18 protein-coding genes are annotated in these 21,630 nt (G+C 55.4%); 13 read left to right on the top strand and 5 right to left on the bottom strand.

Translation table 11 applies throughout. The features are described 5' to 3' along the window. Nucleotides 1-13 precede the first annotated feature (13 nt). Complete coding sequence (locus CPH17_RS02460) at nt 14-1,696, bottom strand: carbon starvation CstA family protein (RefSeq protein WP_096298178.1); 1,683 nt, start codon at nt 1,694-1,696, stop codon at nt 14-16. A gap of 272 nt (nt 1,697-1,968) precedes the next feature. On the opposite strand from CPH17_RS02460, the gene CPH17_RS02455 reads away from it, so the two are divergent. From CPH17_RS02455 to CPH17_RS02440, 4 genes are read left to right on the top strand one after another with little or no spacing between them, the layout of a single operon-like run. Then, nucleotides 1,969-2,343 carry a response regulator transcription factor gene (locus CPH17_RS02455; RefSeq protein ID WP_096298176.1) on the top strand — a complete coding sequence of 125 codons (375 nt, stop codon included), beginning with the start codon at nt 1,969-1,971 and terminating at the stop codon, nt 2,341-2,343. Next, the gene (locus CPH17_RS02450; protein WP_096298174.1) at nt 2,340-4,403 is read left to right on the top strand and encodes a 3'-5' exonuclease; all 2,064 of its coding nucleotides are present in this window, start codon (nt 2,340-2,342) and stop codon (nt 4,401-4,403) included. The genes CPH17_RS02455 and CPH17_RS02450 overlap by 4 nt, the downstream gene beginning before the upstream one ends. Then, on the top strand, nt 4,400-4,609 hold the full coding sequence (locus CPH17_RS02445; protein ID WP_096298172.1) for a hypothetical protein: 210 nt from the start codon (nt 4,400-4,402) through the stop codon (nt 4,607-4,609). Before CPH17_RS02450 ends, CPH17_RS02445 begins: the two co-directional genes overlap by 4 nt. A 2-nt stretch (nt 4,610-4,611) precedes the next feature. Continuing rightward, the gene (locus CPH17_RS02440) at nt 4,612-7,356 is read left to right on the top strand and encodes a sensor histidine kinase (protein ID WP_074396486.1); all 2,745 of its coding nucleotides are present in this window, start codon (nt 4,612-4,614) and stop codon (nt 7,354-7,356) included. A 35-nt stretch (nt 7,357-7,391) separates the two neighbouring features. Here the strand turns inward: CPH17_RS02440 and CPH17_RS02435 are convergent, their stop codons facing one another. Genes CPH17_RS02435 through CPH17_RS02425 form a run of 3 tightly spaced genes read right to left on the bottom strand, consistent with a single transcriptional unit; the run spans nt 7,392 to nt 10,154 of the window. Further along, entirely contained in the window at nt 7,392-8,519 is a 1,128-nt protein-coding gene (locus tag CPH17_RS02435) for a DUF294 nucleotidyltransferase-like domain-containing protein (protein ID WP_096298170.1), read from the bottom strand. Between the two features lie 34 nt (nt 8,520-8,553). Then, a complete protein-coding gene (locus tag CPH17_RS02430) occupies nt 8,554-8,877 on the bottom strand; it encodes an HlyU family transcriptional regulator (RefSeq protein ID WP_074396488.1) in 324 nt (107 codons plus the stop codon). Nucleotides 8,878-8,933: 56 nt separating this feature from the next. Further along, nucleotides 8,934-10,154: an argininosuccinate synthase gene (locus tag CPH17_RS02425; protein WP_074396489.1), complete on the bottom strand. Its 1,221-nt coding sequence runs from the start codon at nt 10,152-10,154 to the stop codon at nt 8,934-8,936. 205 nt (nt 10,155-10,359) lie between these two features. Here CPH17_RS02425 and rnt point away from each other — a divergent pair, with 205 nt between their 5' ends. Together rnt and CPH17_RS02415 are read left to right on the top strand one after the other, a co-directional pair. Then, entirely contained in the window at nt 10,360-11,028 is a 669-nt protein-coding gene (gene rnt, locus CPH17_RS02420) for a ribonuclease T (protein WP_074396490.1), read from the top strand. Between the two features lie 83 nt (nt 11,029-11,111). Continuing rightward, complete coding sequence (locus tag CPH17_RS02415) at nt 11,112-12,371, top strand: 6-phosphofructokinase (RefSeq protein ID WP_074396491.1); 1,260 nt, start codon at nt 11,112-11,114, stop codon at nt 12,369-12,371. Nucleotides 12,372-12,456: 85 nt separating this feature from the next. Here CPH17_RS02415 and CPH17_RS02410 read toward each other — a convergent pair whose 3' ends face one another. Next, on the bottom strand, nt 12,457-14,172 hold the full coding sequence (locus tag CPH17_RS02410; RefSeq protein WP_074396492.1) for a bifunctional protein-serine/threonine kinase/phosphatase: 1,716 nt from the start codon (nt 14,170-14,172) through the stop codon (nt 12,457-12,459). Between the two features lie 247 nt (nt 14,173-14,419). On the opposite strand from CPH17_RS02410, the gene ppa reads away from it, so the two are divergent. From ppa to fis, 7 genes are all read left to right on the top strand, one after another. Beyond that, entirely contained in the window at nt 14,420-14,950 is a 531-nt protein-coding gene (ppa, locus tag CPH17_RS02405; RefSeq protein WP_074396493.1) for an inorganic diphosphatase, read from the top strand. A 169-nt stretch (nt 14,951-15,119) separates the two neighbouring features. Beyond that, entirely contained in the window at nt 15,120-17,030 is a 1,911-nt protein-coding gene (gene dsbD / locus CPH17_RS02400) for a protein-disulfide reductase DsbD (protein WP_074396494.1), read from the top strand. 293 nt (nt 17,031-17,323) lie between these two features. Then, the gene (gene accB / locus CPH17_RS02395) at nt 17,324-17,794 is read left to right on the top strand and encodes an acetyl-CoA carboxylase biotin carboxyl carrier protein (RefSeq protein WP_074396495.1); all 471 of its coding nucleotides are present in this window, start codon (nt 17,324-17,326) and stop codon (nt 17,792-17,794) included. 30 nt (nt 17,795-17,824) lie between these two features. Further along, nucleotides 17,825-19,165 carry an acetyl-CoA carboxylase biotin carboxylase subunit gene (gene accC / locus CPH17_RS02390; RefSeq protein ID WP_074396496.1) on the top strand — a complete coding sequence of 447 codons (1,341 nt, stop codon included), beginning with the start codon at nt 17,825-17,827 and terminating at the stop codon, nt 19,163-19,165. 73 nt (nt 19,166-19,238) lie between these two features. Beyond that, complete coding sequence (gene prmA / locus CPH17_RS02385; protein WP_074396497.1) at nt 19,239-20,150, top strand: 50S ribosomal protein L11 methyltransferase; 912 nt, start codon at nt 19,239-19,241, stop codon at nt 20,148-20,150. Between the two features lie 100 nt (nt 20,151-20,250). Then, nucleotides 20,251-21,291 (top strand): tRNA dihydrouridine synthase DusB, encoded by a 1,041-nt coding sequence (gene dusB, locus CPH17_RS02380; RefSeq protein ID WP_074396498.1) that lies wholly within the window; start codon nt 20,251-20,253, stop codon nt 21,289-21,291. Beyond that, nucleotides 21,288-21,629, top strand: coding sequence for a DNA-binding transcriptional regulator Fis (gene fis, locus CPH17_RS02375; protein ID WP_074396499.1), 342 nt, complete (start codon nt 21,288-21,290; stop codon nt 21,627-21,629). The genes dusB and fis overlap by 4 nt, the downstream gene beginning before the upstream one ends. Nucleotide 21,630: the final 1 nt, after the last annotated feature.

The raw sequence follows: 21,630 nt of genomic DNA, 5'->3' as shown, positions 1-21,630 counted from the left end.
TAGCTGTCACTCCTCAAGGTTGATCGTGCTGCACTGCAATGTCGGCTCGCGAACGCTTAAGCGCTGCAGCGCACTCCATTGCCACTAACACGGCCGCTATCAACACCACGACGTCAAGTACTAACAGGAACATATTGCCATCATTCCAGAACGTACGAAGCTGTAGCAACAACGCCAGGATGGTCATCACCAGCAAAAAGCAAAGGGGTGCCAGCGTAAACCACATGGGCCTCTTCAGGCGCACTAGCATAACGGTAATCACTAGCAGCGTAAGGCCTGCTAACAACTGGTTGGTCGTACCGAAAAGTGGCCAGATAATTAGCCCACCGGAGCCATCCGCGCCACCGGCGCCAAAGGCAAGTACCAGGCACGACCCTACGGCCAGGCCGGTCGCAATAGACGGTTTTTTCATCCACTGCTGCTGATAGATCTCGCCCCATTCCTGGAAGATATAGCGCTGCAAACGCAGCCCGGTATCCATTGTTGTCCCTGCAAACAGCGCCGCCATCACGGTGAGAAGCGTCGACGCGGTGGCTTCTGGCAACCCTATACCGTTGTGAATAATAAAGGCACCACCTTCCACAAAGGCATTCACGCCACCCTGGCCGAACGCAGTGTACATTGCCTCCCAATCGCCCATTGTGGCAAACCCCGCGGTCGCAGCCAGAATGGCGGCCAGCGCCAGCATGCCCTCACCTACGGCACCGAAATAGCCTACAAAACGCACATCGGTTTCTTTATTGAGCTGTTTCGAGGTAGTGCCCGACGATACCAAGCCATGGAAGCCAGAAATGGCACCGCAAGCAATCGTTACGAAGAGCAGCGGTAATAATGACGGCGTGCCATCGGGCACATCATTGTTAAATGCTGGAGCGACCAAGGTCGGGTTAAGCAGTACCAAGGCCCCATAAAGAATGATCAGACCGATAAACAGTTGCAGACCATTAATATAGTCACGGGGCTGCAGCAGCATCCAGACAGGCAGCAGCGATGCGACGGCCGCATAGCCAAACAGAATCAAAATCCATACCGCATTGCCTGACATAGCCCCGACCTCGTCGGGCATTTGAATGGGGACTGAGGGGCCAATCCCGATCAACGCATAGAGAGCAACTACGCCTAATATCGATACCACCGGGAGGCTTAATATCCGCCGATAAATCATTTGGCCGATGATTAGCGCCACGAAAATTGCGCCCCAAACCGGCACTACGGCGCTTGAAAAGTTCATCATCAAGCCTGCAATCACCACCGCAAACACGGCGTTTACCATCAGCAGAACCAAAAATATGACGATCATAAAAATACTACGCGCTCGCGTGCCTACCACATCGCCCGTGAGTGCCCCAACGGATTTTGCCTTATTGCGAACGCTGGCCCAGATGGCACCGGAATCATGAATACCGGCGAAGAAAATAGTACCGAACACCACCCATAAAAATGCCGGCGCCCAGCCCCAGATCACAGCAATAGCAGGACCCACAATGGGCGCAGCACCGGCTACTGACGTAAAGTGGTGCCCCCAAAGCACGTAGCGATTGGTCGGCACATAGTCCACCCCATCTTCAAATTCGTGGGCCGGCGTTTTAAAGTCAGGGTCAAGCTGAAAGATCTTTTCGGCTATGAACTTGGAGTAAACAAAATACCCCGCTGCCATTGCCCCTAGGCCTAGCAGCAGCAAGATAACAGCACTCATAGGATTGTCTCCTTTGGCTTTTGATTATCAATTAGTTACGCCAATCATAATATACGGCAAGCCATCATATAGTGGTACGACGATTGGCTGACGTCCACGCTAACCACTGATAACACAACAAAATTACATCTAAAGTCTTAGCTATCAGCCAACTAGTAAGGCAGTCACCGTCAGCAAAAGGTCGTCTTGGCGCGGCACCTCCATCTGCCTACACTCTTCATTAACAACGGGGAACACATTCTGCCCCGCCAATTCAATTTCGGGAGAGCACGATGGCCAGAGTGCTTGTGGTCGATGACGAGCCCAACATCCTCATCTCGCTTGAGTTTCTTATGCAGCAAGCGGGCTTCGACGTCGTCACTGCCGAAGATGGCGAGCAAGCGATGAACTGCGTTCATCAAGCCAAGCCGGATCTTATCTTGCTGGACATTAGCCTACCGGGCATCAGTGGTTTTGATGTGCTGGAGCAGTTGCGTCAGGACTGCACCACCGCGACACTGCCCATCATCATGCTAACGGCACATGGCCGTGAGGTAGAGCGTGAAAAAGGCATGGCACTTGGTGCAGACGATTACATTACCAAGCCTTTTTCTACCCAGGCACTGGTCGAAAAAGTCAACGCGCTGCTAACCGAGACGCGGCCATGACAAAAGGCGGGTTGCCCAAGCGCCAGCGTTTAATTGGTCTATGGCTATTGCTCAGCGGCATTAGCCTGCTGGGCGGCGCTATTTTTGCCGCGTGGCTAGAGGCACAGTTTGCCCCCACCGGGGGAACGCGAATAGCCCTATGGTTGGGTAGCTTTTCTGGTGGTTCGACGATTTTTTTAGTCGGCTTGCTGCTTGAGCGTATGCTGTTTACCCCACTGCGCCACTTACAGGTGCAGCTAGCACGCTTAGTGGCAAACCCCGATGCGCGCGATGAATACCCACCCGAAGGCTGGCTAAAAGGGTTAGGCCCGGACCTGCAGCGAGTGCGCGAAAGCTGGCGTGCGGACCGTGGCCGCCTGGCCACCGCGCATACTGAAGGCGCACGCAGCGCGGCCAAAATCCGTCAAGAACTAGAAACTCTGCTGCAAGTGCTCGAGACACCGCTATTGCTGTGCGATCATCACCGCCGCGTGATGCTGTTTAATCAGGCCGCCGAGGACTTTTTCGTCGATAATACAGGGCTCGGTTTAGGTAAACGCCTGGAGGCGCTGTTACCGGTAGCAAGCTTGCAACAGGCGCTAAGCCAGTTACCTAACGACGGCGCTCCTCGCGAGCTGCTCGCCCCCTGCGATAACCGCTGGGTAAAAGTCATTATGCGCCGTGTTCCAGGCAGCGACGGCGAAACGCTATTGACGTTTAATGACGCAACCGCCTCCTGGTCAAGCGAAATGGGCGTCAGAGCAGAGCTTGCCGATATGCTGACACCGCTTCGTCAGCATACTGCAAGCCTAACCAGTGCTGCCGACGCGTTAATCCAACTACGTCTCCAAGGCGGCGTCGATACGTCAGCGCTGCGCCAACGCTTTGAACGCGTCATTCAGGAAGAAGGCGCCACGCTCGGCGACAACGTCGCGAAAATTGGCCAGCTCCTTGATGATATGCAGCATCAAGGCGAACGCTTAACTCCGATGTGGTCAAATGATTTCTGGCAGGCACTCGATGAACGCCTCGACCCTGAGCACCGTTTAATTACCCCGGTGGGCATGCCCGCCTGGTTTAAAGGCGATGCCCCGGCCCTGATCGCCCTGTTTGATTCGCTAGTCAAACATTTAAGTGCCCACCTTCCCGACAGTGGCTTTGAGGGTGAAATATGCTTGGGTAATAAACGCGTCTATTTAGACCTTATTTGGCGCGGAAAGGCGTTGCCGGAGCATGCGCTCGCCGAGTGGCGACAACAAACACTGCCTTCATTACCGCTGAATCCAAGCGTTGCTGATGTGTTACGTCAACACGCCAGCGATATTTGGAGCCTGGCGGCCGATGATGGTATTCATGCCCGCTTGAGGCTGCCGCTCCCCGCCATGGAACGCGTAGGCGCCCCTAGGGAAACCGCCCCACCGCGACCTGAATTCCATGATTTTGGCATTGCCGACCTTCCTCCGCCCGACGAAGCCCTCGCCGGTCGCTCTCTGCGCAGTCTGGAAGTTGTGGCCTTTGATACCGAAACCACTGGGCTTGAGCTTCGCCGGGGAGATACCGTCATTAGCCTGGGGGCATGCCGCGTGGTGAACGCGCGACTGTTAGCAAGCGATGTGTTCGATCAAAAAGTCGATCCCAAGCGCCCCATCCCGTTGGCCAGCACCGCCATTCATGGGCTTACCGATGCCGATGTGGCCGGCGCACCGCCACTGGATATCGTGCTGACTCGCTTTCGCGACTACGTGGGAGAAGCAGTATTGCTGGCGCATAACGCTGCTTTTGATTTGCTGGCTATTAGCCATAAGGGCGTTACCTTCGATATTCCCGTGATCGACACCCTGCTCATCTCGCGCGCACTGGACGAAGCGCTGGATGGGCATGACCTGGATAGCCTTGCCCAGCGCTACGACTTGGCTTTCCCGCCCGGCACTCGCCATACGGCGCTGGGCGATGCGCGGGTCACCGCCGAGCTGTGGCTTGCGCTATTACCGCGCCTGGAAGCCCGTGGCGTTGATACCCTTGACCAATTGCTCGCACTGCAAGCCAATGCCTTCGACCGACAGGATGCCAGCGCCTCATGAAACCTTCCGGGCTGAAAACGCGCAAAACAGAACGCTTGGTGGCGTTGGTGGTGATCGCCCTGCTGCTGTTCTGCCCACCACTGATTATCGTGGTCGACCGCCTTCCCTCGTTCGGCATAGGTTGGCTACCCGTGTATTTATTTAGCGCCTGGGCAATCGTCATCGGCTTGGCGGCATGGCTTATGGAATACCGTGCGGGCCGCTGACCATGCGAACTGACCCTATCATTCTAGGCACTGCCTTTGGCTACCTAGCGCTACTTTTTGTGGTTGCCGCCTGGGGCGATCGACGTGCCGAGCAAGGCCGCTCACTGATTGGCTCGCCCACGGTCTATGCCCTCTCCATTGCTGTGTACTGTACCGCCTGGACCTTCTACGGCAGTGTAGGCCGCGCCGCCGAGCACGGCCCCAGCTTTCTACTCATCTACCTAGGGCCTACGCTGGCAATGCTGCTGGCGCCGTTTGTGATTCGTAAAATGGTGCGCATCGCGGCGCGCCAGCGGATCACCTCGATTGCCGATTTTATCAGCGCTCGCTATGGCAAAAGCACAAGCCTGGGTGCGCTTGTTGCCTTGATGGCACTGATTAGCATCACGCCGTATATCGCCCTTCAGTTAAAAGCGATCACCGTGAGTCACGCGGTACTGATTAACTACCCCCATACCGCCGATACCACCCTTGTGGATGAACGCTTCTGGATGGACAAATCCCTCTGGATCGCCCTGGTGCTGGCCGTGTTTATTATTCTGTTTGGCACGCGCCATTTGGATGCCAGCGAGCGCCACGAAGGCATGGTCGCAGCAATTGCCTTGGAATCCATCGTAAAGCTCGTTGCTTTCATGGCCGTCGGCGTGTTTGTGGTCTTTGTGATGTTTGAAGGACCCGCCGCACTGTTTGCCCAAATAGCAGCCACACCAACGCTGATTGACAGCATGCGCTTGGACAGTGTGCCTGGCGGCGTTACCGGCTGGGTAGGCATGTTAGTGCTGTCATTTTTGGCGTTTTTAACCCTGCCGCGCCAGTTCCAGGTCTTGGTGGTAGAGAATGTCGATGAGCAACACCTCACCCGCGCGAGCTGGCTTTTCCCTCTTTATATGCTGCTGATCAACCTGTTCGTGATTCCCATTGCTCTAGCAGGCCTATTGCTGGGCGCAAGCGCAGGTGACCCGGACAGCTTTGTGCTAACACTTCCCCTTTCGGCCGGACTTGAGGGATTGCCGCTACTGGTGTTTATTGGCGGCCTCTCGGCGGCCACTGGCATGGTTATCGTCGAAACGATTGCGCTTTCCACCATGGTTAGCAACCAACTGGTCATGCCGCTACTGTTGCGTTCGCGGCGGCTGCACCTAAGCACCAAAGGCGAACTTGCCGGCTGGCTATTGGGTATCCGCCGGGTGGCTATCGTGCTTATTTTGTTACTCGGCTACCTCTACCATGCACTGATTGGCGACTCCTATAGTCTGGTCACCATTGGCCTGGTGTCCTTCGCGGGAGCCGCACAGTTTGCGCCTGCGCTGTTAATTGGCCTTTACTGGCGTGGGGCCACCCGCCAAGGCGCCGCCTCAGGATTAATTGCCGGTTTCCTGGTGTGGTGCTATACGCTGCTGCTGCCGGGGTTTGCCCAGTCCGGCTGGTTAGATGCAGCGCTCCTCACCGAGGGCCCTTGGGGGATTGGCTGGCTGATACCTTACGGTTTATTTGGTCTTGAAGAATGGGACATCTATACCCATTCGCTGCTCTGGAGCATGCTCGCCAACGTGGGGCTGCTGGTGGGGGTGTCTTTGTTTACTCGTCCAACGCCCCTTGAACAGACCCAGGCGGCGCTGTTCACCGAAGCCATGCATCCCAACCTGCAAACCGCTCCGCTATGGCGTGGGCAAACGACTCAAGGAGCACTCAGCGAACTGCTCGTTCGCTACTTAGGTGACCAGACAACGCGTCGCGTATTCAAGCAAAGCCCCTCCAGCAGCGCACTCGCTGCGGAAGAGCCCGCCAATGCCGAGCTGATCACACGTGCCGAGCAAGCGCTTGCTGGCTCATTAGGTAGCGCTTCAGCGCGGGTGCTGATTAACTCAGTCGTACGTGGCGAAGCGTTGGATATCGAGTCGATTCTGAGCATTCTGGATACGACCTCCCAAACCCTTGAGTACAATCGCCGCCTGGAGCAGAAGTCCCAGGAGTTGGTCCAAATCGGCGAAGAGCTGCGCAGTGCCAATGAACGACTGCGCGAACTGGACAGGCTCAAAGACGAATTTGTCGCCATGGTCAGCCATGAACTGCGCACGCCGCTCACCTCAATACGCGCCTTCGCAGAAATTTTACGTGATAACAGCGAGCTCCCCGATGACAAGCGCCAGCACTTTCTGGGGGTTATCGTCCATGAGAGCCAGCGCCTATCGCGCTTAATCGAAGAGATTTTAGACCTTGCCCGCCTAGAAAGCGGTCGTTTAACGCTCAACCCAGTGCCGCTCGATCTGGCCGCGCTCGCGAGACACAGCATTGATGCTATTGCGCGTCTGCATGAGCAACGTGGCATTACCCTGGAGGTCAGCTTAGCAGCGGATCCCGCGATGGTGATCGGCGACCAAGACCGGCTAGAACAAGTGATTATCAATTTATTGGATAACGCGGGTAAGTTTGCCGATCGCCACCAGCCCAAAGTACGCTTAGCGCTTTACCCCCATCGCGGCCATTTTCGTTTAAGCGTTGAGGACAACGGCGCGGGGATCAGCATAGACGAACGCGAGCGGGTGTTTGAAAAATTCCATCAAATACAGCAAGACGGCGATATTCCCCACGGCCGACCAAAAGGCAGCGGCCTTGGGCTACCTATTAGCCGCGGCATTATCGCCCACCTAGGCGGACGACTATGGGTGGAGGATGCCAAGACGCTAGGGGGTGCCTGCCTAACATTGGAACTTCCATCGGCGCCGGATAATACCTCCACGGTTTAATGGCGGACACCGCGTCATACCCATAGTGCGCTTAGCTATGCGTTTCTTACTTGCTTCACAAAAGCTTTAATCTGCTGAAGATCAAATTTTAAAAGTAACCGTTGGTCTTCGCGTAGATGACGCAGGTCCACCCAACCATCAGCGGCATGGCCATGGGCTTTATTGACACGCTGCTGATCCAATAGACATTGCTGCAGGCGTTCAAAAGCCGCCAGAAGCATATCTGATTGCATCGACGTTAAGGCCCTGGATTCATGATTGAGTGCAATCAAACGCTCGCGGGTGGCTATTTCATGGCGCTGATGGCGCACACAAAGCAAACGCACGGCGCTAACCAACGGCATTAATCCCTGATGTTTAAGGTTGATGGCCTGGTCGTGCGGCGCCGCAAGACCAGGTCTTGAGGCTATCCGCCCAAAGCGGTCCAGGGCCACCGGCAGCTCGTCAAGCAACGCGGCCATTTCATGCATAAATAACGGCGCCTTGGGCAGCGTCGCCGCGATGTTCTCCCCAAGTCGTTCCGCAAGCGCTGGATTGCCCGCCACCGGGGAAAAATCGAGCAGAATATTGGTTTGCTGTACCCGCTTCACTTGGCGATCAGCGCTCCAAATTGCCAGTTGTGCACACCACTCGCTCAACCGTTTACGCCACATCGGCCAGCGCGCCATCACGTGGCCTCGGCACAGCGGAATACCCGCCTCATCAAGGCGTGCTGTAAACCGCTCGCCTAACGCTTGAAAGTAGCCATCGATTTCGACATGCCGGTGGTCTGGGTAATCATCAATAATCATTGCATTGTCCTGATCAGGACCCAGCAAGCTTTCATAGCGCGCTGCCGAACCTAACAGCAAGACGCAGTAATCCACCGGCGGCTCTCCCCAGCTCTGGGCACGCATTTCGTCAAGCGACAGCTCGATCGCCTGACGGTAAAGCATGGCGTTATGGTCACTAATGATTTGGCTAATGCGCCAGGCAGGCAAATCGTAATGCACCAATGATTCAACCAGGGATAGTTGCCACGCATAGGCGTCGACTAATGAGGTCTGCGGCGAGGAAATATAATTAAACAGATGAACCAGCGGCGCAGTGAGCGCTGATGTATCGAGCGTCCCGTCAGCGTTTAGCAGGGAGCGCCAGGGTGAGGCTCGGTGTACAACACGCATACGCCTCTCCTTGAACGTTAGAGCGGCTTCGCTGTTAAGTATTGCCTTCGCGACGGGGGTCGGGGGTGAACATGTCGTCGCCTACTTCATCGATATAGCGCTGGGCCTTGCTGACCATCATGGCGTCGCATGCCTCGCGGCTAGGCAGCATATCCGAACGTTCAAAACGGTGTTCCAGATCATCACCCTCTCCTTGGGGCCGACGAATCCAACCGCTGACACGGTATTGACCGCTTTGGTTATCGGGCTGGGAGGTGATGACATACCCTTTGTATTCAACTGATTCGGCAGCCTGTGGTTTACCCGCAGCGCCGTCACGGCCACCGCCCAGCAAACCTGAGAGTAGTTTTTTAAACATTTTAACTCCTACGCACCTAGCAGGCGGCAAGTCTGTCTTGCCGCCCCGCCAGCCTGTTAGCTTTGTTTGCGACCTTTACCCGCCGCTATCCGCAAGCGCAACGCATTCAGCTTGATAAAGCCTTCCGCGTCTTTTTGGTCGTAAGCGCCCGCATCGTCTTCGAAGGTAGCGATCGATTCGTCAAACAACGACTGGTCGGACTTGCGGCCTACCACGATGGCGTTACCCTTATAGAGCTTCATGCGTACAACACCGGATACGTTATGCTGCGTCTCGTCGATGGCCGCCTGTAGCATGCGGCGCTCGGGGCTCCACCAGTAGCCGTTATAGATCACTTCGGCATACTTCGGCATCAATTGGTCTTTCAGGTGGGCCTCTTCACGGTCAAGGGTAAGCGACTCGATCGCGCGGTGTGCGCGCAACATGATGCTGCCCCCTGGGGTTTCGTAACAGCCACGCGACTTCATGCCCACGTAGCGGTTTTCCACAATATCCAGACGCCCGATGCCGTTGTCGCCCCCTAACTTATTAAGTTTTTCAAGCACTTCGTGCGGCTTATGGGCTTCACCGTCAATCGCGACGATATCGCCTTTGTCAAACGTCAGTTCCACATAGGTAGGCTGGTCGGGTGCTGCTTCAGGCGAGACACTCCAGCGCCACATGTCTTCTTCCGCTTCCGCCCACGGATCCTCGAGAATGCCGCCTTCATAAGAAATATGCAGCAGATTGGCATCCATTGAGTAAGGCGACTTTTTCTTTTTGCTGGAAAAGTCGACGGGAATGTTGTGCTCTTCGCAATAGGCCATGAGTTTTTCACGCGAGGTAAGGTCCCACTCGCGCCAGGGTGCAATGACTTTCACGCCTGGCTTCAAGGCGTAGCCGCCCAGCTCAAACCGAACTTGATCGTTGCCCTTACCGGTCGCGCCATGGGAGATAGCATCAGCACCGGTCTCGTTAGCAATGTCGATCAAACGTTTGGCGATCAATGGGCGGGCGATAGAGGTACCCAACAGGTACTCACCCTCGTAGATAGTATTGGCGCGAAACATCGGGAAGACGTAGTCACGCACAAACTCTTCGCGCAGGTCCTCAATGTAAATTTCCTTTACGCCTAACGCCTGCGCCTTGGCGCGTGCGGGCTCAACCTCTTCACCTTGACCGATGTCGGCGGTAAACGTCACTACCTCGCAGTGGTAGGTTTCTTGCAACCACTTGACGATAACGGATGTGTCCAGGCCGCCTGAATATGCCAGCACAACCTTTTTGACATCGGACATTCTTGACTCCTTTTTCTGAATAAAATGCGCGCCACACACGCGATGGTGTTATTAGCTCACGCGATCGAATAAACGTTAAGTATAGCGTTCTCAGTGCTCAGCGAATACCGCCAACGACGCCTTAACAGGAAACTGCTAGAATCACCCCACGAAAAGCGCTAGATGCTCTTTGCCCACTGATTACTCGCTTACTAAGGAGAGCTGCATGAGCGAGGCGATTGCCCGCGAATTAATGGCCCAACGTTTTCGCAGTTATCTGCCCGTTGTGGTTGATTTAGAGACGGGCGGCTTTAATGCGCAGGGTGATGCTGTGCTGGAAATTGCAGCCGTCACTCTGACAATGGACCCTGAGGGCAACCTCCTGCCCGATGCCACTTACGCCTACCATATTCAGCCGTTTGACGGGGCCAACGTTGAACAATCGGCGCTGGATTTCACCGGCATCAATCTGGACGACCCGTTACGCCGTCAGGTAGCGCTGAGCGAAGAACAAGCCCTCGGCGAAATTTTTCGGCCTATCCGTAAGTCAATCAAAGCCCATGGATGCTCGCGGGCTATTCTGGTGGGGCACAACGCAGCGTTCGATCACGGTTTCTTGAACGCAGCGGCTAACCGCTGCGGCATCAAGCGCAACCCCTTTCATCCTTTTTCCAGCTTTGACACGGCGACACTCGCAGGCTTGGTTTACGGCCAAACCGTGCTGGCTCGCGCGTGCCGAGCTGCTGGCATCGAATTTGATAACAAGGCTGCCCATTCGGCACGCTATGATACAGAACGCACAGCGGAGCTATTCTGCGCCATGATCAATCGCTACAAGGATTTGGGCGGATGGCAATTGGCCCAACGCGAGCAGGCCATGGATAACGGCGACTAGCCGGATGCAGGCCTAAACGCTTTACGCTAAACTTCGCCTAGTTATTTTTACGCCTTCCGACCTCCAGGAGATGAGATTTTTCCATGGCTCAGCATAATGCCTTTTACGCCCAATCAGGCGGTGTCACCGCTGTGATCAATGCCAGCGCTTGTGGTGTCATCGAAGCTTGCCGACAAGCCCCCGACCAGATTGGTAAGGTCTATGCCGGTCATAACGGCATTATTGGCGCCCTAACGGAAGACCTCATCGATGTGACCCAAGAGAGCGACGATGCCATCGCTGCTCTACGCTACACACCGGGAGGCGCTTTTGGTTCGTGCCGTTACAAACTTAAGGATATCGACACGCATCGTACCCAGTATGAGCGCCTGATCGAGGTCTTCAAGGCCCACGATATTCGTTACTTTTTCTATAACGGTGGCGGTGACAGCGCGGATACCTGCCTAAAAGTCTCCCAGCTGTCCGAAAAACTGGGCTACCCGCTGACCGCGATTCACGTTCCCAAAACCGTCGATAACGACTTGCCCATCACCGACAACAGCCCAGGATTTGGCAGCGTGGCAAAGTACATTGCCACGTCTACCCGTGAAGCGTCTTTGGACATTGCGTCGATGTGCGCCACGTCAACCAAGGTATTTGTACTTGAAGTCATGGGGCGCCATGCCGGCTGGATCGCAGCGGCGGGCGGCTTAGCGGGCGAAGGCCCAGGCGAGCCACCTCACCTGATCATATTCCCGGAAATTCCGTTTAATCGTAAAGCGGTCATGAACAGAGTCGAGCAAAGCGTCCAACAGAATGGCTACTGCGTTATTGTGGTATCTGAAGGGGCACGCTACGAAGACGACACTTTCCTGGCCGATGCTGGCAACACCGACGCCTTCGGCCACCGGCAATTGGGCGGTGTCGCTCCTACGCTGGCTGGCATGATCAAGCAGGACCTGGGCTACAAATACCACTGGGCGGTTGCGGATTATTTACAGCGCGCCGCGCGCCACTTGGCGTCTAAAACCGATGTGGAACAGGCCTACGCGGTAGGTCGTGAAGCAGTTACCCTGGCACTTGCGGGCAAAAACGCCATGATGCCGGCCATTCGTCGCATCTCTCAGTCACCCTATCAGTGGGATGTCATCTCTGCCCCATTGTCTCAAGTGGCTAACCAAGAGAAGTTTATGCCCCGCGATTTCATCAGCGAGGAAGGTTTCGATATTACCGACGCCTGCCGGGACTATCTCTCGCCGTTGATCCAAGGTGAGGACTTTCCGCCTTTCGAAAATGGCCTGCCTAAAGTAGCCAAACTGAAACTGGCCAAAGTAGAACGCAAACTGCCTGTGTTCACGCTTTAAACGTTCACTGATACTCATAAGCGAAAGCCCAGGATCGTTTTAGCGACACCTGGGCTTATTTATTATTGATGGGTACTGGCAAGTGTTAACGCAACAGCCACGACAGCACGAGCAGCAATAGCAAAATACCCGCGACTCCCTGCCAGAAATGACGCGGCTCTTTGCGCTCTTCATCGTCCGTCGAGCGTTTGCCCAACGGCAACCGCAAAGCATGCAAAAACTCGGATAAACGCCTGAAACGCAGGGAGCGCTGGGGGTCCAAGGCGCGCCGTAAGGCTTCGTCGAGCTCCGGCGATATTTCCGGATTAGTGGTCCGTGCGTTGCGGTAGGTCAGGCCTTCCAGGTCAGTATGACTGCGTAGCCGGTTAGGCGTCAGGCTATAGGGCATTGCCCCAGTCAACAGCCAATACACGGTCGAGGCTAATGAGTATTGGTCACTGCGCCGCCCGACGCTATCGCCCAGCGCGTACTCTGGGGCGGTGTGTTCATTAAATCCTAACTGCCTCAACAGCTCGCCTGAATGACGGTGGCCATCCACTTCGCGCATATGGCAGGCACTAAAGTCAGTGAGAACGACCTTGCCATGGGGGTCGATCAAAATATTATCGGGGTTGATTTGTTGGTGAATGATTTCACGATGGTGCAAGGCCTGAACGGCTTTACCCAATTGATTGGCGATATCCAACCGCTGGGACAGATTTGCCTGCGGATGGCGCTCGGCCCACTGGCGTAATGTCTCGCCTTCAATATGCTGCATCAAATAGTAAAGGTAGCGCCGGGGACGCGACGGCTCAACGACCTTAACCACAAACGGCGAGTTAACCCGCTCAACGACCCATTGTTGAAGCAAAAAATGCTCTAAGTAAGCGTTGCGTAACGACAGCTCGGGGCTCGGTGCCTTCATCACCATTTCGCGCTCTGAATACACATCCCGTACGCGATAAATACGTGACTGCGCCGTGCGTGACAGGACAGCCAGCACTTCCAGGCCATCCAATCTTGCCCCAGGCGCCAACTCTGGTGGAATCGGCAACTCACCGTATAGCTGACCGGGATGGTCTCGGCTTTCTTCAGGCAGCTCATCAATGCGTACCAGTTGGAAACAAAACTGGTCGCCGCCGTAACCACGCTCTTGAGCCCGTTGCTTCGCCTCATTGGCAAGACGTTCGCAGGCCGCGTCCAGATCGCTTGCGTCCTGACGAATCAATCGCACGTAGTCGGAGGGCAGCAAGGTGCCGCCGACTGCCTGGGTAGTAAACAAGAACAGATCGCCCTGCTTCACCTGCAAGTGGGTATAGTCAATATCCACGCTGCCATCCATACCCAGCGCTCGCGACGGATAACGGTATCCCCCCAGGTCCGTGACATGGTCGCGGGTCAACTGCTCAAACTCGGCGCCACGCAAGCGAAACACCAGGGTGTCACCCATATGGAATAAGTGGGCATCGCGTTCACGGAATACGATGGCTGACAGCGATGACACAAAGCTGCCGTTTTTGACGTGCTGACTTTGACCATAACACCAGCTATTGAGTGCTCTAAGCACGCGAGTCGCTGACGTTTTAACATCCCAGTGATCCGGCGTTGAAAAATAATCGGCTAAAAAGCCGCGTACGCTTATATCGCCCGCTTGTTTTGCTAGGGTATTGCGTGAGAGCGAGTCGCTAATGACCGCACAGCCCCCCTTTGCTTTAAGCAACGGCGGTTCGGGAAAGCGTACCGACATGGAACTGCGGTGCAGGCGGCGGTCGGGTGCAACAAATGCCTGACCGTAACTGATCAGCAATTGGGCGTGTGCCAAGTCATCCTCCTGAGCATACAGCGTTGGCAACTGACATCACTGTCTAAGTAGAACCTATGATACACGCTGATAGCGCTAAACGATGCCCGCCAAACGTCGTGAGATGGCAAGGCAGGCTATTCAGCGCTGATAGCATTTACGCAACACCTATGTCGCATTGGTAATCCTGCGGCCATGTTCGTATAATTCGTCGTTATCCATATAGCAACTTCGATTGCCTAGCCATTGTACGACCAAGGAATTAACGATGAACTTCGACAACATCCCCGCTGGTAAGGATCTGCCCAACGACTTATACGTGGCGATTGAAATCCCTGCCAACCATGCGCCGATCAAGTACGAGATCGACAAAGACATGGGGGCCCTGCTGGTCGACCGCTTTATGGCCACTCCCATGTTCTATCCGGCCAACTACGGTTTTATTCCCCACACCTTGGCCGACGATGGTGACCCGTTAGACGCCCTCGTCGTTACCCCCCATCCGGTTCAGCCGGGAAGCATTATCCGTGCACGCCCAGTAGGCATCCTCAACATGACGGATGAAGCCGGTGAAGACGCCAAGCTGGTCTGCGTCCCTCACCCCAAACTCAGCTCGCTTTACGACGACATTCAGGAAGTCACCGACTTACCCGAGCTGCTGCGTCAGCAAATCGCCCACTTCTTCGAAAACTATAAGGACCTCGAAAAAGGCAAATGGGTGAAAGTTGAGTCCTGGGAAGGCGTAGAAGCGGCACGTAAAGCGATTGAAAAATCAGCGGCGGCTTACCATAAAGCCTAACCTCTCTCGGTTTAGCGCCGCACGCAACGGGGCCACCTTCGGGTGGCCCCGTTGCTTTATAAACCCACTGGCATGCGCTGGATGCTCGCTTAGCTTGCAACCGTTGCCAGCGCTTTAAGTTGCGGTATGCTAGGCAACTGAATATTGACCTATTGACCAAGGACGTACTTTGCTGACACTTCGACGTTTAGGGCTTGTATTACTGCTAGGGGCGTTACCGATATTGGCCCAAGCCCAGTGGTTCTCATCAAGCGATCAGAGTGACGATTTTCTTCCGGTGTCAGAGGCCTTTCAGCCGACGGCTTGGCATGACGGCGAGACATTATTTATTGGCGTCGAAAGCGCTGAGGGTTACTACCTCTATCGCCATCAGTTCGCAGTAGAGAGCCTTGAAAATGACGTAGAATTAGGCGAGCCCGACTTACCTGAAGGCACGTTTACCAACGATGAGTTCATGGGCGACGTGTATGTTTTCCGTGATCAAGTGATCATGGAAGTACCTCTGGAAAGCGCCTATTCGGGCCCTCTGGACGTCGATTTCACTTTTCAAGGCTGTGCCGACGAAGGACTCTGCTACCCCCCAGAGACGCTGTCTCTGCAAGCCACCGAAAGCCAGCCACCGAGTCAATTTGCCGACGAGCAGCCGTCCGCCACTTCCAACGAAGCACCCGCTTCCTCGCCATCGACAGCGCCAACTGAAAACGGCACCACCGCCGACACAACACAGGCACCCTCAGCGTTTGACGACAGTGAGGATATTGACGACGCACCAAAAAGCGCCGACAGCCGCTTTAGCACCTTGATGACCGATGCCAGTTTGCCTCTGGCGCTAAGCATTTTCTTTATAGCTGGCATCGGACTGACATTTACACCTTGCGTATTACCCATGGTGCCTATCCTGTCGTCGATTATCGTCGGGCAGCAACCCACCCGTCCTCGTGCTTTTCTGCTTTCGGCCAGCTATGTTCTCGGCATGGCAGCCACCTATGCCGGGGTAGGTGTACTGATGGGTCTGTTTGGGGCCGGCCTCAATCTCCAGGCGCAGTTGCAGTCTGCCCCCGTGCTGATCACCTTCACTATTCTATTCAGCCTGTTTGGCCTGGCGATGCTCGGCGCGTTTGACCTGCGCCTTTCGCCTCGCCTCGCTCAGCGCGTAGATGCCTGGCAGTCACGGGCTCAAAAAAGCGGCCCTGGGGGCTTGGCACTTGCCGGCGCCCTATCAGTGCTGGTGGTATCCCCCTGTGTAACAGCGCCCTTAGCCGGAGCACTGGTTATAATCTCGACCACCGGTGATGCCCTCACTGGCGGTGCCATACTGTTTGCGCTGGGCATGGGGATGGGCGTGCCGCTGTTACTCGTGGGTACTTTTGGTGCGACGTTACTCCCCCGTTCGGGGGCATGGTTGAACGGCGTCAAAACGGCGTTTGGCCTACTGCTGTTTGGCGTGGCTATCTGGATGATAGAACGCCTAATCCCCGCTCAGTTGACGCTATTACTCTGGGCGCTGCTTGCCATTGGTACGGCATTGGCATTGGGAGCCGTACAAACCAATACTCCTTCCGGCTGGCCCAAAGCCCGCCAAACACTGGGGCTTGTGCTGTTAACTTGGGGGATTGCCCTCACGATAGGGGCTGCCCTGGGGTCCCATAATCCGCTTCGCCCGCTACAGCTCCCAACCACCAGCACTAATGCCACTTCGGCACCGCTCGAGTTTCAACGTTTGGATCGGTTATCAGCGCTCGATAACGCTATCGACGAAGCTGAAGCTGCAAACAAGCCAGTCTTCGTCCATTTCACGGCGGATTGGTGCATCTCCTGCCGCCAGTTAGAACGTGAGGTTTACACTGACCCTGACGTTATCGATGAACTCTCAGGCTTTGAGCGTATTGCCGTCGATGTTACTGAGACCAATGCACAAAGCCGAGAACTGCTGGATAGTTACCAGCTATTCGGCCCGCCTAGCTTGTTATTTTTTCACCAAGGGCAAGAAGTGCGTGAGGCGCGCATTCAAGGCGACATTAATGCCACTGACTTTACCCAGCACCTCCGCGAATTGGCACGCTGGGTTGAGAATCGCTAGGCTGGCATAGGCGAGCACAGCGTAGCTAAGACGTGATAATGGGGCTACTTGTCGCGAATATCGTAAAACAGTCGTTTAAAAATACCATTAGGCAGCCGTTACACGATGGCTGGACATCGTTTGAGTTTTTCGGCACACTTCGCCCCATATTGTTTGAACTTCTGCTTTTATAAGCAGTAAAAAAGGGTAACGTTCGTCATCGTGCGGCGTTCTCTACATTTTTTCATTTGGTTTACTGCGCTATTAGAGCGTGGTAGGCACACCACTCTTAACAATAGTGACGGGGCTAGGTAATGGATATCCGCAAAGTTAAAAAGCTGATTGAACTACTTGAAGAGTCCAATATTAGCGAGATTGAAATCCAGGAAGGCGAAGAGTCTGTCCGTATCAGCCGCCATCCCAATGGCGCCACATGGCAGCCACAACCCATGCCTCAGTATGCCCAGCCAGCCCCGCAACAGGCCCCTGCTGCACCTGCCGTTAATACCCAGGCCTCTGAAGCAGACCCCATTCCCGGCAACAGCTATCGCGGTGAAGCCGTTAGCTCGCCAATGGTCGGCACTTTCTACCGCAGTCCGGCGCCGGGCGCCAAATCCTTTGTTGAAGTAGGCGACACCGTTAAACAAGGTGATACGGTTTGCATCGTCGAAGCAATGAAGATGATGAATCAAATTGAAGCGGACCGAGACGGCGTAGTGGAAGCCATTCTGGTGGAAGACGGTGAGCCGGTGGAATTTGATCAGCCCATGATCGTCCTCGCTTAATCCTTTATTTCAACACGGGTGGACTCTACCATGCTCGACAAGGTACTTATCGCCAACCGCGGCGAGATTGCCCTACGTATCCTCCGGGCCTGTAAAGAGCTAGGCATCAAAACCGTGGCGGTTCATTCCAAAGCGGACCGCGAGCTAATGCACGTGCGCTTAGCCGACGAAGCGGTATGTATCGGCCCAGCCTCCTCTGCACAGTCCTATTTAAATATTCCTGCGCTAATCAGCGCCGCAGAAGTCACCGATTCCAGCGCTATTCACCCCGGCTATGGCTTTTTATCCGAAAACGCCAACTTTGCCGAACAGGTCGAGCGATCAGGCTTCACGTTTATCGGCCCTCGCGCCGAAACCATTCGGCTAATGGGCGACAAAGTAAGCGCTATTGAGGCCATGAAAGTCGCTGGCGTACCTACCGTACCCGGATCAGACGGACCACTGGGTGACGACGATAAAACCAACCTCGCCATGGCTCGGCATATTGGCTACCCCATCATTATCAAGGCAGCCTCTGGCGGGGGCGGTCGCGGTATGCGGGTGGTGCACTCTGAAGGCCATCTTCTTTCCGCCATTAACGTCACACGTACCGAAGCCCACTCCGCGTTTGGCGATGGCACAGTCTACATGGAGAAATTCCTGGAAAATCCGCGCCATGTGGAAGTCCAGGTACTCGCCGACGGCCAAGGCAACGCGATTCACCTCTATGACCGGGATTGCTCGCTGCAGCGACGCCACCAGAAGGTCTTAGAGGAAGCGCCAGCACCCGGCATCGATCCTGAAGCGCGCGCCAAAGTATTGGAAGCATGTCGCCAAGCCTGCATTGAGATTAACTATCGTGGCGCTGGCACCTTTGAATTCCTTTACGAAGACGGTGATTTTTTCTTTATCGAAATGAACACCCGCGTTCAGGTCGAACACCCGGTAACAGAAATGGTAACCGGCGTGGATATTGTCAAAGAACAACTGCGCATCGCCTCCGGCCTGCCGATGTCGATTCGTCAAGAAGACGTAGTGCTGAACGGCCACTCCTTCGAATGCCGCATCAATGCCGAAGACGCACGGACATTCATGCCGTCTCCCGGCAAGGTCACGCTTTACCATGCGCCTGGCGGTCTCGGGGTACGCATGGACTCCCACCTTTATACTGGCTATACCGTTCCACCGCATTACGACTCACTGATTGGCAAGCTGATCACCTGGGGAGCGGACCGCGAAATCGCCTTAACACGCATGCGCAATGCGCTTGATGAACTGCTCGTTGAAGGCATCAAAACCAATATCGATCTGCAAAAAGATTTAGTGCGTGACAGTTACTTCCGCCAGGGTGGTGTCAACATCCACTATCTCGAAAAGAAACTCAGCAACTAACTCAACCTGAGTTTAATCAGCACGGGGTGGCCGCCAAACCACCCCGTCCCTTTTTGTGTTGCGGAGAACCGGCATGCCATGGCTTCAACTAAAAGCACACGTTCCGCCCGAGCAGGCAGAGCTTCTGGAAGAGCTACTGCTGGAAGAAGGAGCAACGGCGATTGGGTTTCAAGATGCCCATGATGAGCCGGTATTCGAGCCTGAACGCGGCACAACACCGCTATGGCAAGACACCGTTGTCACCGGGCTCTATGACGACCTCGAAGGCATTGACGCCATGCTCGCGCGCATCGAAGCCGCTTGGTCAGAACAGGTGCCCGACGAGCCCTGCCCTGCCATTGAATATGAGTTACTGGCGGACAGGGACTGGGAGCGCGAATGGATGGAGGATTTTACCCCTCTGCGCATGGGCCAGCGACTCTGGATTGTGCCAAGCTGGCACGAACCACCCGAGTCCGACGCCGTTAATTTGGTCCTCGATCCAGGCTTGGCCTTTGGCACTGGCACACACCCAACCACCGCACTGTGCTTGGAATGGCTTGATGAACTAGCAGTAAGCGGCCACCTCGCCGGGCAACAGGTGCTCGACATTGGCTGCGGCTCGGGCATCCTTGCCATTGCCGCATTAAAGCTCGGCGCGGCGCATGCCGATGGTACTGATATTGACCCTCAGGCACTGCAAGCAAGTCGGGAAAATGCCGAACGCAACCATATCGCTGAGACATCGCTGGCACTCTATTACCCAGAGCAACTGGCCGCACACGACTATCCGATTGTCACCGCCAATATTCTGGCGGGTCCACTGGTGGAACTCGCAAGTACCATTGCTGGCCACGTGGCCCCTGGCGGACGTATCGCTCTCTCAGGTATTTTGGCCAACCAAGCCGACGAGGTGCTGCACGCGTACCAAGAAGAAGGCCTGCACATGGAGCCGCCAACCGTTCGAGAAGGCTGGGTACGTCTTACCGGTCAGCGACCGGTTTAATTCAGTTAACCTAGCCTTCACCCCACCGCCGAGTAGGCGTATCATACGCCACCTCGAACGACCTGACGGTCGTTAACTGCATCATCGAAGCGCAACTGCCATGACCCTATCAACACCTCAAACGCTGAAGATCGGTCCCTACGCCTTGCCCAACCGGGTAATGCTTGCCCCCATGGCGGGTGTGACCGACCAACCTTTCCGCCAGCTGTGTCGACGGCTGGGAGCGGGTTGGGTGGTAGGCGAAATGGTCACCTCCGACCCGAGCCTCTGGCATACGCGTAAATCGAAGCTGCGCATGGATCATCGCGGCGAGCCCGGCCCCAGGGTCGTGCAAATTGCTGGGGGCGACGCAGAGATGCTTGCCCATGCGGCTAAATTAAATGCCGAGCTTGGCGCGCAGGTAATCGATATCAATATGGGCTGCCCGGCGAAAAAGGTCTGCAATAAAGCCGCAGGATCAGCGTTGCTTCGTGATGAAAAGCTCGTCAGCGAGATTCTCGAAGCGGTGGTCAGCGCCGTCGACATTCCCGTGACACTTAAAATTCGTACCGGTTGGTGTGCAGAGTCCAATAACGGCGTCAGAATTGCGCGGCTTGCCGAGGAAACCGGCATCCAATCGTTAGCGGTTCATGGCCGACATCGCGAGCAGCGCTATACTGGTTGGGCAGAATACGACACTATTGCCGATATCAAGTCACGTCTAGGCATTCCTGTGATTGCCAACGGGGACATTACCAGCCCGGAAAAAGCGGCAGATGTTCTGCGCTATACCCAAGCAGACGCGGTAATGGTGGGACGAGCGGCCCAGGGTAATCCTTGGATTTTTGATCAGATCCAGCACTTTCTTGAGCATGGTAAGCACCGCGCCAAGCCAAGCCTAGCAGAGCGCCGTGGCGTGCTAATTGACCATTTGAACGCTCTCCATGCGTTTTATGGGCCCACCATGGGCGTGCGCATCGCGCGTAAGCACCTGGGCTGGTATCTGAGTGATGATGACCGTTTTATCCCAGCGCAACGACGTGAATTGAAGCAGCAGTTCAACGGATTGGCATCCACAGAAACACAAATAAATTGGATCAACGACGCCATGGCCCCTGATGCCATCAAGCGTCTGCTAGCCAAAGGAAGCTATGCAGCATGACCGAACGCGACCTTGATCTCCTTTCCAGCGACAGTGCGCCAGATAGCCACGCACGGTTAAATGGCACACTGGCAGACCCTGCGGCCAGCACGCCGCCGCAGCCCCTTCGTGAAGCCGTTGAAACAGCGATGCGTCGCTACTTCGAGCATCTCGATGGCAGTCAGGCGACCGACCTGTACGCCATGGTGATGGCCGAAGTAGAGGCTCCATTGCTCACCTGCGTGCTTGAACACACCGACGGCAATCAAACCCGCGCCGCGGATGTGCTGGGCCTAAACCGTGGCACGCTGCGTAAGAAGCTAAAGCTTTATGGACTTATTGAAGGCGACGCCCCATAAC

This window comes from Halomonas sp. hl-4, assembly GCF_900215475.1.
Lineage (GTDB): Bacteria > Pseudomonadota > Gammaproteobacteria > Pseudomonadales > Halomonadaceae > Vreelandella.
Note: the sequence above shows the minus strand (reverse complement) of the source record. Positions and strands in the feature narration are given on the sequence as shown.

Bases quoted from the DNA above. Each gene is read 5' to 3' on its own strand.
- rnt (WP_074396490.1), top strand. From the start codon at position 10,360: ATGAGCGAGGCGATTGCCCGCGAATTAATGGCCCAACGTTTTCGCAGT.
- dusB (WP_074396498.1), top strand. From the start codon at position 20,251: ATGACCCTATCAACACCTCAAACGCTGAAGATCGGTCCCTACGCCTTG.
- CPH17_RS02455 (WP_096298176.1), top strand. From the start codon at position 1,969: ATGGCCAGAGTGCTTGTGGTCGATGACGAGCCCAACATCCTCATCTCG.
- CPH17_RS02440 (WP_074396486.1), top strand. From the start codon at position 4,612: ATGCGAACTGACCCTATCATTCTAGGCACTGCCTTTGGCTACCTAGCG.
- CPH17_RS02430 (WP_074396488.1), bottom strand. From the start codon at position 8,877: ATGTTTAAAAAACTACTCTCAGGTTTGCTGGGCGGTGGCCGTGACGGC.
- prmA (WP_074396497.1), top strand. From the start codon at position 19,239: ATGCCATGGCTTCAACTAAAAGCACACGTTCCGCCCGAGCAGGCAGAG.
- CPH17_RS02450 (WP_096298174.1), top strand. From the start codon at position 2,340: ATGACAAAAGGCGGGTTGCCCAAGCGCCAGCGTTTAATTGGTCTATGG.
- accB (WP_074396495.1), top strand. From the start codon at position 17,324: ATGGATATCCGCAAAGTTAAAAAGCTGATTGAACTACTTGAAGAGTCC.
- CPH17_RS02415 (WP_074396491.1), top strand. From the start codon at position 11,112: ATGGCTCAGCATAATGCCTTTTACGCCCAATCAGGCGGTGTCACCGCT.
- fis (WP_074396499.1), top strand. From the start codon at position 21,288: ATGACCGAACGCGACCTTGATCTCCTTTCCAGCGACAGTGCGCCAGAT.
- CPH17_RS02460 (WP_096298178.1), bottom strand. From the start codon at position 1,696: ATGAGTGCTGTTATCTTGCTGCTGCTAGGCCTAGGGGCAATGGCAGCG.
- accC (WP_074396496.1), top strand. From the start codon at position 17,825: ATGCTCGACAAGGTACTTATCGCCAACCGCGGCGAGATTGCCCTACGT.
- CPH17_RS02425 (WP_074396489.1), bottom strand. From the start codon at position 10,154: ATGTCCGATGTCAAAAAGGTTGTGCTGGCATATTCAGGCGGCCTGGAC.
- ppa (WP_074396493.1), top strand. From the start codon at position 14,420: ATGAACTTCGACAACATCCCCGCTGGTAAGGATCTGCCCAACGACTTA.
- CPH17_RS02435 (WP_096298170.1), bottom strand. From the start codon at position 8,519: ATGCGTGTTGTACACCGAGCCTCACCCTGGCGCTCCCTGCTAAACGCT.
- CPH17_RS02445 (WP_096298172.1), top strand. From the start codon at position 4,400: ATGAAACCTTCCGGGCTGAAAACGCGCAAAACAGAACGCTTGGTGGCG.